The organism is Micromonospora sp. NPDC006431 (assembly GCF_042870725.1).
GTDB lineage: Bacteria > Actinomycetota > Actinomycetes > Mycobacteriales > Micromonosporaceae > Micromonospora.
In genome coordinates this window covers 227,025-240,973 of record NZ_JBIAHQ010000010.1, presented here as the reverse complement: position 1 = coordinate 240,973, position 13,949 = coordinate 227,025, and the positions used below count along the sequence as shown (strand labels likewise).

The window sequence follows — 13,949 nt, the reverse complement described above, 5'->3', positions numbered from 1 at the left end:
GCGCCCACCCCCGCCCGCGGCCGGCCCCGCCGTGCCGCCGGGTGTCACGCTCCGGAGCCGTCCGTGCGCATCCTGCTGCTGTCCACCGCCGACACCGACCTGCTCGCCGCCCGCGCCAGCGGCGCCGACTACCGGCTGGCCAACCCCGCGCGGCTCGCCGTCGACGCCGTGCCCGCGCTGCTCGACGGCGTCGACCTGGCCGTCGTACGCCTGCTCGGCGGCCGGCAGGCGTGGCCGGACGGCCTGGCCGCGGTGCTCGCCTCCGGCGTGCCGACCGTGGTGCTCGGCGGTGAGGCGCTGCCCGACGCGGAGCTGATGGCGGCGTCCACGGTGGCCGCCGGGGTGGCGGCCGAGTCCCTCGCCTACCTGGTGGAGGGCGGCCCGGACAACCTCGCCGAGCTGGCCCGGTTCCTGTCCGACACCGTCCTGCTCACCGGCGAGGGCTTCGCCCCGCCCGCGCCCACCCCGCCGTACGGCATCCTCGGCCCCGAGCCCGCGTCGGCCGGGGCCGGGCGGCCCACCGTCGGGGTCGTCTTCTACCGGGCGCACGCCCTGGCTGGGAACACCGCGTTCGTCGAGACCCTGGCCGACGCGGTCACCGCGGCCGGCGGGCGTCCGCTGCCGATCTTCTGCGGCTCGCTGCGCGGGCTCACCCCCGGCGACGGGCCGACGGGCCTCTTCGCCCGCTGCGACGTCCTGGTGGTGACGGTGCTGGCGGCCGGCGGCACGGTCGCCGCGGACGCGTCCGGTGGGGGCGACGAGGACGCCTGGGACGTCGGCGCGCTCGCCGCCCTGGACGTCCCGGTCATCCAGGCCCTCTGCCTGACCAGCACCCGCGACCGGTGGGCGGCCAGCGACGCCGGGCTCTCCCCGCTGGACGCGGCCATGCAGGTGGCCATCCCCGAGTTCGACGGCCGGATCGTCACCGTGCCGTTCTCGTTCAAGCGGATCGACGCCGACGGGCTCTCGGTCTACGAGCCTGACCCGGAGCGGGCCGCCCGGGTCGCCGGCATCGCCGTCCGCCAGGCCCGGCTGCGGCACGTGCCGAACGCCGAGAAGCGGCTGGCGATCGTGCTCAGCTCCTACCCGACCAAGCACTCGCGGGTCGGCAACGCGGTCGGCCTGGACACCCCGGCCTCGGCGGTACGCCTGCTCGCGGCCCTGGCCGACGCCGGCTACGACCTCGGCGCCGGGCCGGTGCCGGACGACGGGGACGCGCTGATCCACGCCCTGATCGCCGCCGGCGGGCACGACGTCGAGTGGCTCACCCCGCAGCAGCTCGCCGCCGCCGAGGCGCGGGTGCCGGGGGCGACGTACCGGCGTTGGTTCGGCGCGCTCCCGGCGGAGCTGCGCGCGCGGCTGCGGGACCACTGGGGCGAACCGCCGGGGCAGCTCTACACCGACGGCGGCGACATCGTCCTCGCCGGGCTGCGCTTTGGCAATGTGGTGCTGCTGATCCAGCCGCCCCGCGGCTTCGGGGAGAACCCGGTCGCCATCTACCACGACCCGGACCTGCCGCCCAGCCACCACTACCTGGCCGCGTACCGGTGGCTGGCCGCGCCGGTCGTCGACGGCGGCTTCGGCGCGGACGCCGTGGTCCACCTCGGCAAGCACGGCACCCTGGAATGGCTGCCCGGCAAGGGACTCGGGCTGGCCGCCGACTGCGCCCCCGACGCGGTGCTCGGCGACCTGCCGCTGGTCTACCCGTTCATCGTCAACGACCCCGGCGAGGGGACGCAGGCCAAGCGCCGCGCGCACGCCGTCGTCGTGGACCACCTCGTCCCGCCGATGGCCCGCGCCGAGACGTACGGCGAGCTGGCGAAGCTCGAACAGCTCCTCGACGAGTACGCCACCGTGCAGGCCCTCGACCCGGCCAAGGTGCCCACGGTCCAGCGGCAGATCTGGGACCTGGTGCGGGACGCGCAGCTGCACCACGACCTGCACCAGGCGGAGATGCCCGCCGAGGATGACTTCGACGATTTCGTGCTGCACCTGGACGGGTACCTCTGCGAGGTCAAGGACGTGCAGATCCGCGACGGCCTGCACGTGCTGGCCGAGGCGCCGGCCGGCGAGGCGCGGGTCAACCTGGTCCTCGCCGTGCTGCGCGCCCCGCAGGTCTGGGGCGGCGTCCGCGCCCTGCCCGGGCTGCGCCAGGCCCTTGCCGTCCACGTCGGCCTCGACGAGGCGGCGCTGCTCGCCGCGCCCGGGGAGCGGATCACCGTGCCGGTGGCGCTGACCGAGGCGGTCGATGGCCCGGCCGCCACGGCCGCCGACGCCGTCGACCTGATCGAGGCCCTCGCCCGGCGGCTCGTCCTCGGCATGGAGACGCTCGGCTGGGACGGCGCCAAGGCGGACGCGGTGGTCGAGGAGGTGGTCGGCGACGCCGTGCCCGACGCCGCCGAGGTGCTGCGCTTCGCCGCCCGCGAGGTGGTGCCCCGGCTGGACCGCACCACCGACGAGATCGGCCGGGTGCTCGGCGCGCTCGACGGCCGGTTCGTCCCGCCCGGCCCGTCCGGCTCACCCACCCGGGGACTGGTCAACGTGCTGCCCACGGGCCGCAACTTCTATTCGGTCGATCCGAAGGCCATCCCCAGCCGCAACGCCTGGGACGTCGGGGTGGCCCTCGCCGACTCGCTGCTCGCCCGGCACCGCGCCGACACCGGGGCGTATCCCCGTTCGGTCGGGCTCACCGTCTGGGGGACCAGCGCCATGCGGACGCAGGGTGACGACATCGCCGAGGTGCTGGCACTGCTCGGTGTCCGTCCGACCTGGGATGACCGGTCCCGCCGGGTCACCGGCGTCGAGGTGGTGCCGCTCGCCGAACTCGGCCGCCCGCGGATCGACGTCACGGTCCGCATCTCCGGCTTCTTCCGGGACGCCTTCCCGCACGTCGTCGCCCTGATCGACGACGCGGTCCGGCGGGTCGCCGGGCTGGACGAGCCGGCCGCGGACAACTACGTGAAGGCGCACGTGGCCGCGGACGTCGCCGAGCACGGGGACGAGCGGCGGGCCACCGCCCGCGTCTTCGGCTCGAAACCCGGGGCGTACGGGGCGGGGCTGCTGCCGCTCATCGACGCCCGGAACTGGCGCACCGACGCCGACCTCGCCGAGGTGTACGCGGTCTGGGGCGGCTACGCGTACGGGGCCGGGCTGGACGGGCGGGAGGCGCGTGCCGACATGGAACGTTCCTTCGCCCGGATCGCCGTCGCGGTGAAGAACCAGGACACCCGCGAGCACGACATCGTCGACTCCGACGACTACTTCCAGTACCACGGCGGGATGGTGGCGATGGTCCGCCACCTCACGGGCACGGCCCCGGCCGCGTACGTCGGCGACTCGGCCATGCCGCACGACGTGCGGACCCGCACGCTCGGCGAGGAGACCCGCCGGGTGTTCCGGGCCCGGGTGGTCAACCCGCGCTGGATCGCCGCGATGCGCCGGCACGGCTACAAGGGCGCCTTCGAGCTGGCCGCCACCGTGGACTACCTGTTCGGCTACGACGCCACCGCCGGGGTGGTCGACGACTGGATGTACGAGCGGCTCGCCGAGGCGTACCTGTTCGACGACACGACGCGCGCCTTCCTGGCGGAGTCCAACCCGTGGGCGCTGCGCGGCATCACGGAACGCCTGCTCGAGGCGGCCGACCGGGGGCTTTGGGCCGCGCCCGAGCCGGCCACCCTCGACCGGCTGCACGAGACGTACCTGGCCAGCGAGGGCGACCTGGAGGAGCGGCAATGACCAGCTTTCCGTTCAGTGCGGTGCTCGGTATGGCCGAGATGCGCCTCGCCCTGCTGCTCAACGCGGTGAGCCCGGCCATCGGCGGGGTGCTCGTCCGGGGTGAGAAGGGCACCGCCAAGTCCACCGCGGTGCGGGCCCTGGCCGCGCTGCTGCCGCCGGTCGACCGGGTCGAGGGCTGCCGCTTCGCCTGCGACCCGGCCGGGCCCGACCCGGGTTGCCCGGACGGGCCGCACCGGGCCGGGTCGGCGGTCGAGCGCCGCCCGGCCGGCCTGGTCGAACTGCCGGTCGGCGCCGCCGAGGACCGGGTGGTCGGCTCGCTCGACCTGGAGCGGGCCCTCGCCGAGGGGGTACGCGCCTACGAGCCCGGCCTGCTCGCCGCCGCGCACCGCGGGGTGCTCTATGTCGACGAGGTCAACCTGTTGCACGACCACCTGGTCGACCTGCTCCTCGACGCCGCCGCCATGGGGCGCTGCCACGTCGAGCGGGAGGGTGTCTCGGTCAGCCATGCCGCCCGGTTCCTGCTGGTCGGCACCATGAACCCGGAGGAGGGGGAGCTGCGCCCGCAGCTGCTCGACCGGTTCGGGCTCACCGTCGAGGTGGCCGCCAGCCGCGATCCCGCCGTACGCGTCGAGGTGGTCCGCCGCCGGCTCGCCGCCGACGCCGATCCGGCCGGCTTCGCCGCCCGCTGGGCCGACGCGGACGCCGAGGTGGCCCGCCGGGTCGCCGCTGCCCGCCACCGGCTGCCCGCCGTGGCGCTGCCCGACGCGGCGCTGCGGCAGATCGCCGAGGTCTGCGCCGCGTTCGACGTGGACGGCATGCGGGCCGATATCGTCACCGCCCGGGCCGCGGTCGCCCATGCGGCGTGGCAGGGCCGGGACCGGGTGACCGCCGAGGACGTCCGGGTCGCCGCCCGGCTCGCCCTGCCGCACCGTCGCCGGCGGGACCCCTTCGACACGCCGGGCCTGGACGAGCAGCGCCTGGACGAGGCGCTGCGCCGGGCCCGGGACGAGCACCCGGACGATGACCCGGACGACGACGGTCCGGCCGGCGGATCCCGCCCCGACGGCGGTCCCGGCGGTCCCGACGGCGGCCTGGGCGGGGGAGCCGAGGGCGGGGCGCCCGACGGGCGGGGCTCGGGCGAGCAGCCGGGTGCGCCGGATGACGGGCGACGGACCGGCCGGGACGGCCGGTGGCCGGTCAACGGCCGGGACGGCCAGTCCGGCGGGTCCGGCGACGACGGCCGCGGCGAGGTCGGCCGCGACGACCCGTTCGACCGGTCGGGTGGCGACGGCTGGGGCGGGGCCGGCGGCGATGCGTCCGCCTCGGAGGGCCCCGGCCGGGCGGGCGACGCCGACGGGTTCGGCGGGGACTCCGAAGCCGATCGGCGGGCGGGTGATGACACCCCGGGCCACGGTGCCGACCGGACCGGGCCGCGCGCCCGGCGGACCGGGTCCGCCGGCCGGCCGGGGGAGCCGGACGGCGTCGCCGGGCCCGGCCCGGTGGCCGTACCCGATCGGGGGCTGCAGGCGCGGCTGCTCACGGCGCCCGGGGTGGGCGAGGGGGTGCCCGGCCGGCGCTCCCGGGCCCGTACCGGGCGCGGCCGGACCACCGGCGCCCGGGTGCCCGCCGGGCGGCCCGGCGCGCTGCACCTGCCGGCCACGGTCCGGGCCGCCGCCCCGCAGCAGACGGCCCGCGGCCGGCACGGCGGGCCGCTGCGGCTGCACCCGGACGACCTGCGCGAGGCGGTCCGCGAGGGACGCGAGGGGAACCTCGTCCTGTTCGTGGTCGACGCCAGCGGGTCGATGGGCGCCCGGCAGCGGATGAGCGCCGTCAAGGGGGCGGTGCTCGCCCTGCTCACCGACGCCTACCAGCGCCGGGACAAGGTGGCCGTGGTCGCCTTCCGGGGCACCGGGGCGCGGACCCTGCTCCCGGCCACCTCCTCGGTGCTCGCCGCCTCGGCCCGGCTGGCCGAGCTGCCCACCGGCGGGCGTACCCCGCTCGCCGAGGGCCTGCTCGCGGCGGCCGACCTGCTCCGGGTGGAGCGGCTGCGCGACCCGAAGCGGCGCCCGCTCGTCCTGGTCGTCACCGACGGGCGGGCCACCGCCGGACCGCAGCCGCTCGACCGGGCCGCCCGGGCGGCCGCGGTGCTCGCCGCGACCGGCGCCCCCTGCGTCGTCGTCGACTGCGAGTCCGGCCCGGTCCGCCTCGGCCTGGCCGGCCGCCTCGCCGCCCAGCTCCGGGCCCAGCACCACCCCCTCGACCGGGTGGCCACCGACTCCCTGGCCGCCGTCGCCACCACCACGCCGACAAGGAGCGCCGCCTGATGCCGCAGGGGAAGCCGACCCACGTGCCCGAGGACGGGCTGACCACCCGGCAGCGGCGGCACCGGCCGCTGATCATCGTCCATACCGGACAGATGAAGGGCAAGTCGACCGCCGCCTTCGGGCTGGCGTTGCGAGCCTGGACGGCCGGGCTGCCGATCGGGGTGTTCCAGTTCGTCAAGAGCGCCAAGTGGCGGGTGGGGGAGGAGAACGCCTTCCGCGCCCTCGGCGAGCTGCACGCGCGGACCGGGCAGGGCGCCCCGGTGACCTGGCACAAGATGGGCGAGGGCTGGTCCTGGACCCAGCGCGGCGAGACGGCCGACCACGCCGCCGACGCCCGGGAGGGTTGGCGGCAGATCCAGCGCGACCTGACCGCGCAGCGCTACGGCCTGTACGTGCTCGACGAGTTCACCTACCCGATGACCTGGGGCTGGGTCGACGTCGACGAGGTGGTCGAGACGCTGCGCAACCGGCCCGGCTTCCAGCACGTGGTGATCACCGGCCGCAACGCCGACCCGCGCCTGGTCGAGGCGGCCGACCTGGTCGCCGAGCTGACCAAGGTCAAGCACCCGATGGACGCCGGCCAGAAGGGCCAGAAGGGCATCGAATGGTGACCCCGCCGCGCGGCCCGGCGGGCCCGTGGGAGCTGCCCCGGCTGGTCGTCGCCGCCCCGGCCAGCGGGCACGGCAAGACGACGGTGGCCACCGGGCTGCTCGCCGCGCTGCACCGCCGGGGCCTGACGGTCAGCCCGCACAAGGTCGGCCCCGACTACATCGACCCCGGCTACCACGCCCTCGCCGCCGGCCGCCCCGGCCGCAACCTTGACCCCTGGCTGGTCGGGCCGGAGCGGGTCGCCCCGCTGCTGCGCCACGGCGCCAGCGTCCCCACCCCCGCCGACGTCGCCGTCGTGGAGGGGGTGATGGGGCTGCACGACGGCGCGGTGGGGCACGGCGGATACGCCTCGACCGCGCACGTCGCCCGGCTCATCGCGGCACCGGTGCTGCTGGTCCTGGACACCACCGCGCAGGGCCGGTCCGCCGCCGCCCTGGTGCTCGGCATGCGCGCCTTCGACCCCGGCGTACGGATCGGTGGGGTGATCCTCAACCGGGTCGGCTCGCCCCGGCACGAGACCCTGCTGCGCGACGCGCTCGCCGAGGTGGGCGTACCGGTGCTGGGGGCGGTGACCCGGGCTGTCGAGGTGAGCGCCCCGGCACGCCACCTCGGGCTGGTGCCGGTGGCCGAACGCGCGCCCGAGTCCGTCGCCGTGGTGGCCGCGCTCGCCGACCTGGTCGCGTCCACCGTGGACCTCGACGCCGTGCTCGACCTGGCCCGCACCGCACCGCCACTGACCGAGCCGGCCTGGGACCCGGTCGCCGCCGTGGGCGGGCCCGCCGGCACGGCCCGCCCGGTCGTCGCGGTCGCCGGCGGCGCGGCCTTCACCTTCTCCTACGCGGAGACCACCGAACTGCTCACCGCGGCCGGCGCGGACGTGGCAACCGTCGACCCGCTGCGCGACCCGGCCCTGCCGCCCGGCACCCGGGCCGTGGTGGTCGGCGGCGGCTTCCCCGAGGTGTACGCCGACGCCCTCGCCGGCAACGCCGCGCTCCGTGCCGAGCTGGCCGACTTCGCCGGTCCGATCGTCGCCGAGTGCGCCGGGCTGCTCTATCTCGGCCGCTCCCTGGACGGGGTGCCGATGTGCGGGCGGCTCGGCCACACCGCCCGGATGACCGGCCGGCTCACCCTCGGCTACCGCGACGCGGTGGCCGCCGCCGACTCCCCGGTGCACCGTGCCGGCGACCGGGTACGCGGACACGAGTTCCACCGCACCGTCACCGACCCGGGGCACGGCGACCGGCCGGCTTGGCGCTGGGACGGCACCGCCCACGGCTTCGTCGCCGGCCGGGTGCACGCCTCCTACCTGCACACCCACTGGGCCGGCCACCCGTACGCGGCCCGCCGGCTGGTCGAGGCGGCGAGCCGGTGAGCGCCGACACCGTCACGCTGACCGGGGTCGGGGTGGGCCCCGGCGACCCGGAACTGCTCACCCTCCGGGCGGTCCGGGTGCTGCGCGAGGCCGACGTGGTCCTCGTACCCGTGCTGGACCGGCACGCCGCGGACCCGGACGCGCCCGGCGGCCGGGCCGAGACGGTGGTCCGGGCGCACGTGGCCGCGGACCGGCTGCGCCGGCTGCCGTTCGCGCTCGACGACCGGGGCGGGGTGACCGCGCGCCGGGAGCGGGCCTGGGACGTCGCCGCGCGGGCGGTGCTGGCCGCGGTCGACGCCGGCGCCCGCGCGCTCGCCTTCGCCACCATCGGCGACCCGAACGTCTACTCCACCTTCGGTTACCTCGCCGACGGGGTACGCGCGCTGCGGCCGGCGGTCCGGGTGCGCACCGTGCCCGGGGTCACCGCCATGCAGGAGCTGGCCGCCCGCGCCGGCGTCCCGCTCTGCGAGGGGCGGGAACCGCTGACCCTGCTGCCCGCCACCGCCGGGCTCGCGCCAGTCGCCGACGCGCTCGCCGGCCCCGGCACCGTCGTCGTCTACAAGGGCTGGCGCCGCCACCCCGACCTCGTCGACGAGCTGCGCCGGCAGGGCCGGCTCGGCGACGCCGTGCTCGGCCGTGCGCTCGGCCTGCCCGACGAGCGGGTCGGGCCGGTGGACGCGGACACCGCCGACCTGCCGTACCTGTCGACGCTGCTGGTGCCGGCCCGCCGGGACCGGCGGGGAGGAAAACTGTGACCACCACCGGGAAGGTCTGGTTCGTCGGGGCCGGCCCCGGCGCCGCCGACCTGCTCACCCTGCGCGCCGCCCGGGTCATCGGCGCCGCCGACGTGGTGATCTGGGCGGCCAGCCTGGTCCACGCCGACGTGCTCGCCCACGCCCGCCCGGACGCCGAACTCGTCGACTCCTCGCAGCTGCCGATCGAGGGGGTGCTGCCGCTCTATCAGCGGGCCGCCGCCGAGGGGCTGACCGTGGCCCGGATCCACTCCGGCGACCCGGCGCTGTGGGGTGCCGTGCAGGAGCAGCTCGACCTATGCGCGGCACTCGGCCTGGCCGTGGAGATCGTCCCGGGGGTCTCCTCGTTCACCGCCGTCGCCGCCCTCGTCGGCCGGGAACTGACCATCCCCGAGGTGGCCCAGTCGGTGATCCTCACCCGCCTGGAGGGCGGGAAGACGCCGATGCCGGCGGGGGAGCGGGTCCGGGAGTTCGCCCGGCACGGCACCACCATGGCGCTATTCCTCTCCGCCGCCCGCTCCGGGCAGGCGCAGGCCGAGCTGCTGGCCGGCGGCTACCCGCCGGAGACCCCGGTGGTGGTCGCGTACCAGGCGACCTGGCCGGACGAGCTGGTGGTCCGCTGCACCCTCGCCGAGCTGGCGGCGACCGTCAAGGCGCACAAGCTGTGGAAGCACACCCTGTTCCTGGTCGGGCCGGCGCTCGCCGCCACCGGCACCCGCTCGCACCTCTACCATCCCGGCCACTTCCACACCTTCCGCCGGGCGGAGCCCGCCGCCCGCGCCGCGCTCCGCCACGCCCGCGCCGGGGGCGCGGCCGGCCCCGCCGGCGGCGATGACCTGCCCGCCGCCGGGGACCCGGCCGGGGACGGTCGATGACGTACGCCGAGCCGCCGCTGCGCGAGCCGGACCTGCCGCGTACGGCGAAGGTCCGGCCCACCGCGCTGCGCACCGGCTGGACCACCGGCGCGTGCGCCACCGCGGCGACCAAGGCCGCGCTGACCGCGCTGGTCACCGGCGTGCCGCAGGGGACGGTGGAGATCGGCCTGCCCGCCGGCCGGCGGGTCAGCTTCGCGGTGGCCCGCTGCGACGTCGAGCCGGCGCGGCGGGCCGAGGCGGTGGTGGTCAAGGACGCCGGCGACGACCCGGACGTCACCCACGGCGCCGAGCTCACCGCCACCGTCGCCTGGCGGGACGAGCCCGGGCTGCGCCTCGACGGCGGCCCCGGCGTCGGCACGGTCACCCGGCCCGGGCTGGGGCTGCCGGTGGGCGGGCCGGCCATCAACGAGACCCCGCGCCGCATGATCGGCCAGGCCGTCGCCGAGGTGGTCGACCTGACCGAGGTCGGCGTCCGCGTGGTGATCAGCGTGCCGCGCGGCGAGATCATGGCCCGGAAGACCACCAACCGGCGGCTCGGCATCCTCGGCGGCATCTCCATCCTCGGCACCACCGGGATCGTCCGCCCCTTCTCCACCGCCTCCTGGCGGGCCAGCGTGGTGCAGGCCGTGCACGTGATGGCCGCCCAGGGGGAGCGGACCGTGGTGCTCTGCACCGGTGGGCGGACCGAGCGGGCCGCCCGGGTGCTGCTGCCGGAGCTGCCCGAGGTGTGCTTCGTCGAGGTCGGCGACTTCACCGGCGCGGCCGTCACCGCCGCCGTCGGCGACGGGATGACCGGGGTGGTCTTCGTCGGCATGGCTGGCAAGCTCGCCAAGCTCGCCGCAGGCGTCCTGATGACCCACTACACCCGGTCGAAGGTGGACCTGTCGCTGCTCGGCGCGGTCACCGCCGAGGCCGGCGGCGACGCCGAACTGGTCGCCGCGGTCGCCGCGGCCAACACCGGACGGCACGCGTATGAGCTGTGGGAGGGCGCCGGGCTGCTCGGGCCGGCCGGGGACCTGCTCTGTCGCCGGGTCCGCCAGGTGCTGCGCCGCTTCGCCGGCCACGCCGTCACCGTCGACGTGGCCATGGTGGACTTCGCCGGCGCCCGGCTGGTCGCGTCCTCGGGCCGGTGGGTCGCATGACCGCCCGCGTATCCCCGCCGGCGCCGCCCGTCCCCGGCGGGGCGGTCGTCACGGTGGTCGGCGTCGACGCCGCCGGCCGGCCGGCGCATCCCGGGCTCGCCGACGTGCTGGCCGACGCCGGGCTGGTCGTCGGGGCGGCCCGGCACCTGGCCGCCGCGCCGGTGCCACCCGGCTGCCCCACCATCGCCCTCGGCCCGCTCGAACCAGCGGTGCGCCGGCTCGCCGCGACCGTCGCCGCCGGCACCCCGGCCGTCGTGCTGGCCAGCGGCGACCCCGGGTTCTTCGGCATCGTCCGCCGGCTCCGGGCGGCCGGCCTACCGGTCCGCGTGCGGCCCGCCGTGTCCAGCGTCGCGGCCGCGTTCGCCCGGGCCGGGCTGCCCTGGGACGCCGCCGCCGTGGTCAGCGCGCACGGACGCGACCTACGACCCGCGCTCAACGCCTGCCGGGCGCTGCCCGCCGTCGCGGTGCTCACCGCCCCCGGCGCCGGGGCGGCCGAGGTCGGCGCCGGCCTGGCCGGCTGGACCCGCCGCCTGGTCGTGGCCGAGCACCTCGGCACCCCGGACGAGCGGATCACCTGGACCACCCCGGCGGAGGCCGCCGCCACGACCTGGGCCGACCCGCACGTCGTGCTCAGCCTCGCCCCGGCCGACGCCGACCCTGGGCACGGGCGGCGCGCGGACAACCAGCCCGCGGCCCCGCCCGCCGGGGGATGGGCGCTGCCCGAGTCGGCGTACGCCCACCGCGCTTCCATGATCACGAAGGCGGAGGTGCGGGCCCTCGTGGTGGCCCGGCTGCGTCCCCGTCTCGGCCGGCTGGTCTGGGACGTCGGCGCCGGCAGCGGCTCGGTCGGCATCGAGTGCGCCCTGCTCGGCGCGGCGGTGATCGCCGTCGAACGGGATCCGGACGCGCCGATCCGGGCCAACGCCGCCCGGCACGGCGTCGACGTCCGGGTGGTGGCCGGTGCCGCCCCGGCCGCCCTGGACGGCCTGCCCGACCCGGACGCCGTCTTCGTCGGCGGGGGCGGCACCGCCGTGCTCGCCGCGGTGGCCGCCCGCCGCCCGTCCCGGGTGGTGGCCACCCTCGCCGCCCTCGACCGGGTCGCCCCGGCCGTCCACCTGCTGCGCGACGCCGGGTACGCGGTCGAGGGCAGCCAGCTCGCCGCCGCCCGCCTCGCCGACCTGCCTGGCGGCTCGCTGCGCCTGGCCGCCACCAATCCGGTCGTCGTGCTCACCGGAGAAGCGCCGTCCACCTGGGGGAACCCATGACCACGATCGGACTCGTCGCGGCCACCGCCGCCGGGCGCCGGCACGCCGGCACCCTCGCCGCCGCCTGGCCGCACGCCCGGCCGGTCGAGGCGGAGACCACCGCCGAGGCGCTGCGGACCGCCTGGGCGGAGTGCGACGCGGTGGTGGCGTTCCTGGCCGCCGGCGCGGTGGTCCGGATCCTCGCCCCGCTGCTCGGCGACAAGCGCACCGACCCGGCCGTGGTGGTGGTCGACGAGGCGGCCCGGCACGCCGTGGCGCTGCTCGGCGGCCACGCTGGCGGCGCCAACGCGCTCGCCGCCGAGGTCGGCGCGCTGCTGGACGCCCGGCCGGTGGTCACCACCGCCACCGACGCGGTCGACCTGCCCGGGCTGGACACCCTCGGCTGGCCGGTGGAGGGCGCGGTGGCCGCGGTGTCCCGGGCGCTCCTCGACGGCGCGCCGGTCCGGCTGGTCGCCGACGCCACCTGGCCGCTGCCCGCCCTGCCGGACAACGTCCACGTCGACGAGGGGAGCGGCGCGGGCGGCTGGCGGATCCTGGTCACCGACCGGATCGTCCCGCCGGACGAGCGGACCGTGGTGCTGCGGCCCCCGTCCCTGGTCGCCGGGATCGGGTCCAGCCGGGGCGTGGCGGCCGCCGAGGTGACCGGCCTGCTGCGCCGGGCCCTCGCCGACGCCGGCCTGAGCGCGGCCAGCCTGCGCTGCCTGGCCAGCGTGGACGTCAAGGCCGACGAGGCGGGCATCCGGGCCACCGCCGAGGCGTACGGCGTACCCCTGGCGACCTGGCCGGCGGCGGAGCTGGCGGCGGTCGACGTGCCGCACCCCAGCGAGGTGGTCCGCGCCGCGGTCGGCACGCCGAGCGTCGCGGAGGCCGCCGCGCTGCGCGGCGGCGGAACCCTGCTGGTGCCCAAGACCGCCACGGCGATGGCCACCGTCGCGATCGCCCGGCACGCCCCGCGCGGCCGCCTCGCGCTCGTCGGGCTCGGCCCCGGCGCGGCCGACCTGCGCACCCCGCGCGCGGTCGCCGAGCTGCGCCGGGCCGCCGTGGTCGTCGGCCTCGACCAGTACGTCGACCAGATCCGCGACCTGCTCCGCCCCGGCACCCGGGTGCTGGCCAGCGGCCTCGGGGCGGAGGAGCAGCGGGCCCGGACCGCGGTCGCCGAGGCCACCGCCGGCCACGCCGTCGCCCTGGTCGGCTCCGGCGACGCCGGGGTGTACGCGATGGCCAGCCCCGCCCTGGACCACGCCGACGACCGGATCGACGTGGTCGGGGTGCCCGGCGTCACCGCCGGCCTCGCCGCGTCCGCCCTGCTCGGCGCGCCGCTCGGGCACGACCACGCCTACCTGAGCCTGTCCGATCTGCACACTCCGTGGGCGGTGATCGCCCGCCGGGTGGCGGCCGCCGCCGAGGCGGACTTCGTGGCGGTGCTCTACAACCCGCGCAGCCGGGCACGGGACTGGCAGCTCGGGGCCGCGCTCAAGACGTTCGCCGCGTACCGCCCGCCGCACACCCCGGTCGGCGTGGTACGCCACGCCAGCCGGCCCGGCGAACGCGTCCACCTGGCCACCCTCGCCACCCTCGATCCCGCCGTGGTCGACATGTACAGCGTGGTCGTCGTCGGCAGCTCGCAGACCCGGGTGGTCGCCGGCCGGATGGTCACGCCCCGGGGCTACCGGTGGCGGGAGTGACCCCGGCCCGGGTGACCGTCGCCGCCTGCCAGGGCTGCGGCGCCTGCCTGCTCACCTGCCCGGTGCACGCCATCCGCCCGACCCCCGGCGGCCTGCGGGTCACCGACCGCTGCACCGGCTGCCTGGAGTGCCTGGAGATCTGTCCCGTGGACGCCATCCGCGTCGAACCCCAACCTGGAGGAGAGCG

At 77.8% G+C, this 13,949-nt stretch carries 9 protein-coding genes and 1 pseudogene; all 10 read left to right on the top strand.

Annotated elements, in window-relative coordinates; translation table 11 throughout:
* Window positions 1–63: 63 nt before the first annotated feature.
* Window positions 64–3,738, top strand: coding sequence for a cobaltochelatase subunit CobN (cobN, locus tag ACFYM6_RS19435; RefSeq protein ID WP_387277253.1), 3,675 nt, complete (start codon window positions 64–66; stop codon window positions 3,736–3,738).
* Complete coding sequence (locus ACFYM6_RS19430) at window positions 3,735–6,062, top strand: VWA domain-containing protein (protein WP_387277251.1); 2,328 nt, start codon at window positions 3,735–3,737, stop codon at window positions 6,060–6,062. The genes cobN and ACFYM6_RS19430 overlap by 4 nt, the downstream gene beginning before the upstream one ends.
* Entirely contained in the window at window positions 6,062–6,673 is a 612-nt protein-coding gene (gene cobO, locus ACFYM6_RS19425) for a cob(I)yrinic acid a,c-diamide adenosyltransferase (RefSeq protein ID WP_387277249.1), read from the top strand. The genes ACFYM6_RS19430 and cobO overlap by 1 nt, the downstream gene beginning before the upstream one ends.
* Window positions 6,667–8,043 (top strand): cobyrinate a,c-diamide synthase, encoded by a 1,377-nt coding sequence (locus ACFYM6_RS19420; protein ID WP_387277247.1) that lies wholly within the window; start codon window positions 6,667–6,669, stop codon window positions 8,041–8,043. Before cobO ends, ACFYM6_RS19420 begins: the two co-directional genes overlap by 7 nt.
* Window positions 8,040–8,798, top strand: coding sequence for a precorrin-2 C(20)-methyltransferase (cobI, locus tag ACFYM6_RS19415; RefSeq protein ID WP_387277245.1), 759 nt, complete (start codon window positions 8,040–8,042; stop codon window positions 8,796–8,798). Before ACFYM6_RS19420 ends, cobI begins: the two co-directional genes overlap by 4 nt.
* The gene (gene cobM, locus ACFYM6_RS19410) at window positions 8,795–9,670 is read left to right on the top strand and encodes a precorrin-4 C(11)-methyltransferase (protein WP_387277243.1); all 876 of its coding nucleotides are present in this window, start codon (window positions 8,795–8,797) and stop codon (window positions 9,668–9,670) included. The genes cobI and cobM overlap by 4 nt, the downstream gene beginning before the upstream one ends.
* Window positions 9,667–10,812 (top strand): cobalt-precorrin-5B (C(1))-methyltransferase, encoded by a 1,146-nt coding sequence (locus ACFYM6_RS19405; protein ID WP_387277241.1) that lies wholly within the window; start codon window positions 9,667–9,669, stop codon window positions 10,810–10,812. The genes cobM and ACFYM6_RS19405 overlap by 4 nt, the downstream gene beginning before the upstream one ends.
* On the top strand, window positions 10,809–12,077 hold the full coding sequence (gene cbiE, locus ACFYM6_RS19400) for a precorrin-6y C5,15-methyltransferase (decarboxylating) subunit CbiE (protein WP_387277239.1): 1,269 nt from the start codon (window positions 10,809–10,811) through the stop codon (window positions 12,075–12,077). Before ACFYM6_RS19405 ends, cbiE begins: the two co-directional genes overlap by 4 nt.
* Window positions 12,074–13,762 carry a precorrin-3B C(17)-methyltransferase gene (gene cobJ / locus ACFYM6_RS19395; RefSeq protein WP_387277237.1) on the top strand — a complete coding sequence of 563 codons (1,689 nt, stop codon included), beginning with the start codon at window positions 12,074–12,076 and terminating at the stop codon, window positions 13,760–13,762. The genes cbiE and cobJ overlap by 4 nt, the downstream gene beginning before the upstream one ends.
* Window positions 13,750–13,923: pseudogene (locus ACFYM6_RS19390) on the top strand (4Fe-4S binding protein); the annotation flags it as partial. The gene cobJ and the pseudogene ACFYM6_RS19390, both read left to right, overlap by 13 nt.
* Window positions 13,924–13,949: the final 26 nt, after the last annotated feature.

What these genes read in the sequence shown, in the direction of transcription:
- cbiE (WP_387277239.1), top strand. Translation starts at nt 10,809, where the DNA reads ATGACCGCCCGCGTATCCCCGCCGGCGCCGCCCGTCCCCGGCGGGGCG.
- ACFYM6_RS19405 (WP_387277241.1), top strand. Translation starts at nt 9,667, where the DNA reads ATGACGTACGCCGAGCCGCCGCTGCGCGAGCCGGACCTGCCGCGTACG.
- ACFYM6_RS19430 (WP_387277251.1), top strand. Translation starts at nt 3,735, where the DNA reads ATGACCAGCTTTCCGTTCAGTGCGGTGCTCGGTATGGCCGAGATGCGC.
- cobJ (WP_387277237.1), top strand. Translation starts at nt 12,074, where the DNA reads ATGACCACGATCGGACTCGTCGCGGCCACCGCCGCCGGGCGCCGGCAC.
- ACFYM6_RS19420 (WP_387277247.1), top strand. Translation starts at nt 6,667, where the DNA reads ATGGTGACCCCGCCGCGCGGCCCGGCGGGCCCGTGGGAGCTGCCCCGG.
- cobO (WP_387277249.1), top strand. Translation starts at nt 6,062, where the DNA reads ATGCCGCAGGGGAAGCCGACCCACGTGCCCGAGGACGGGCTGACCACC.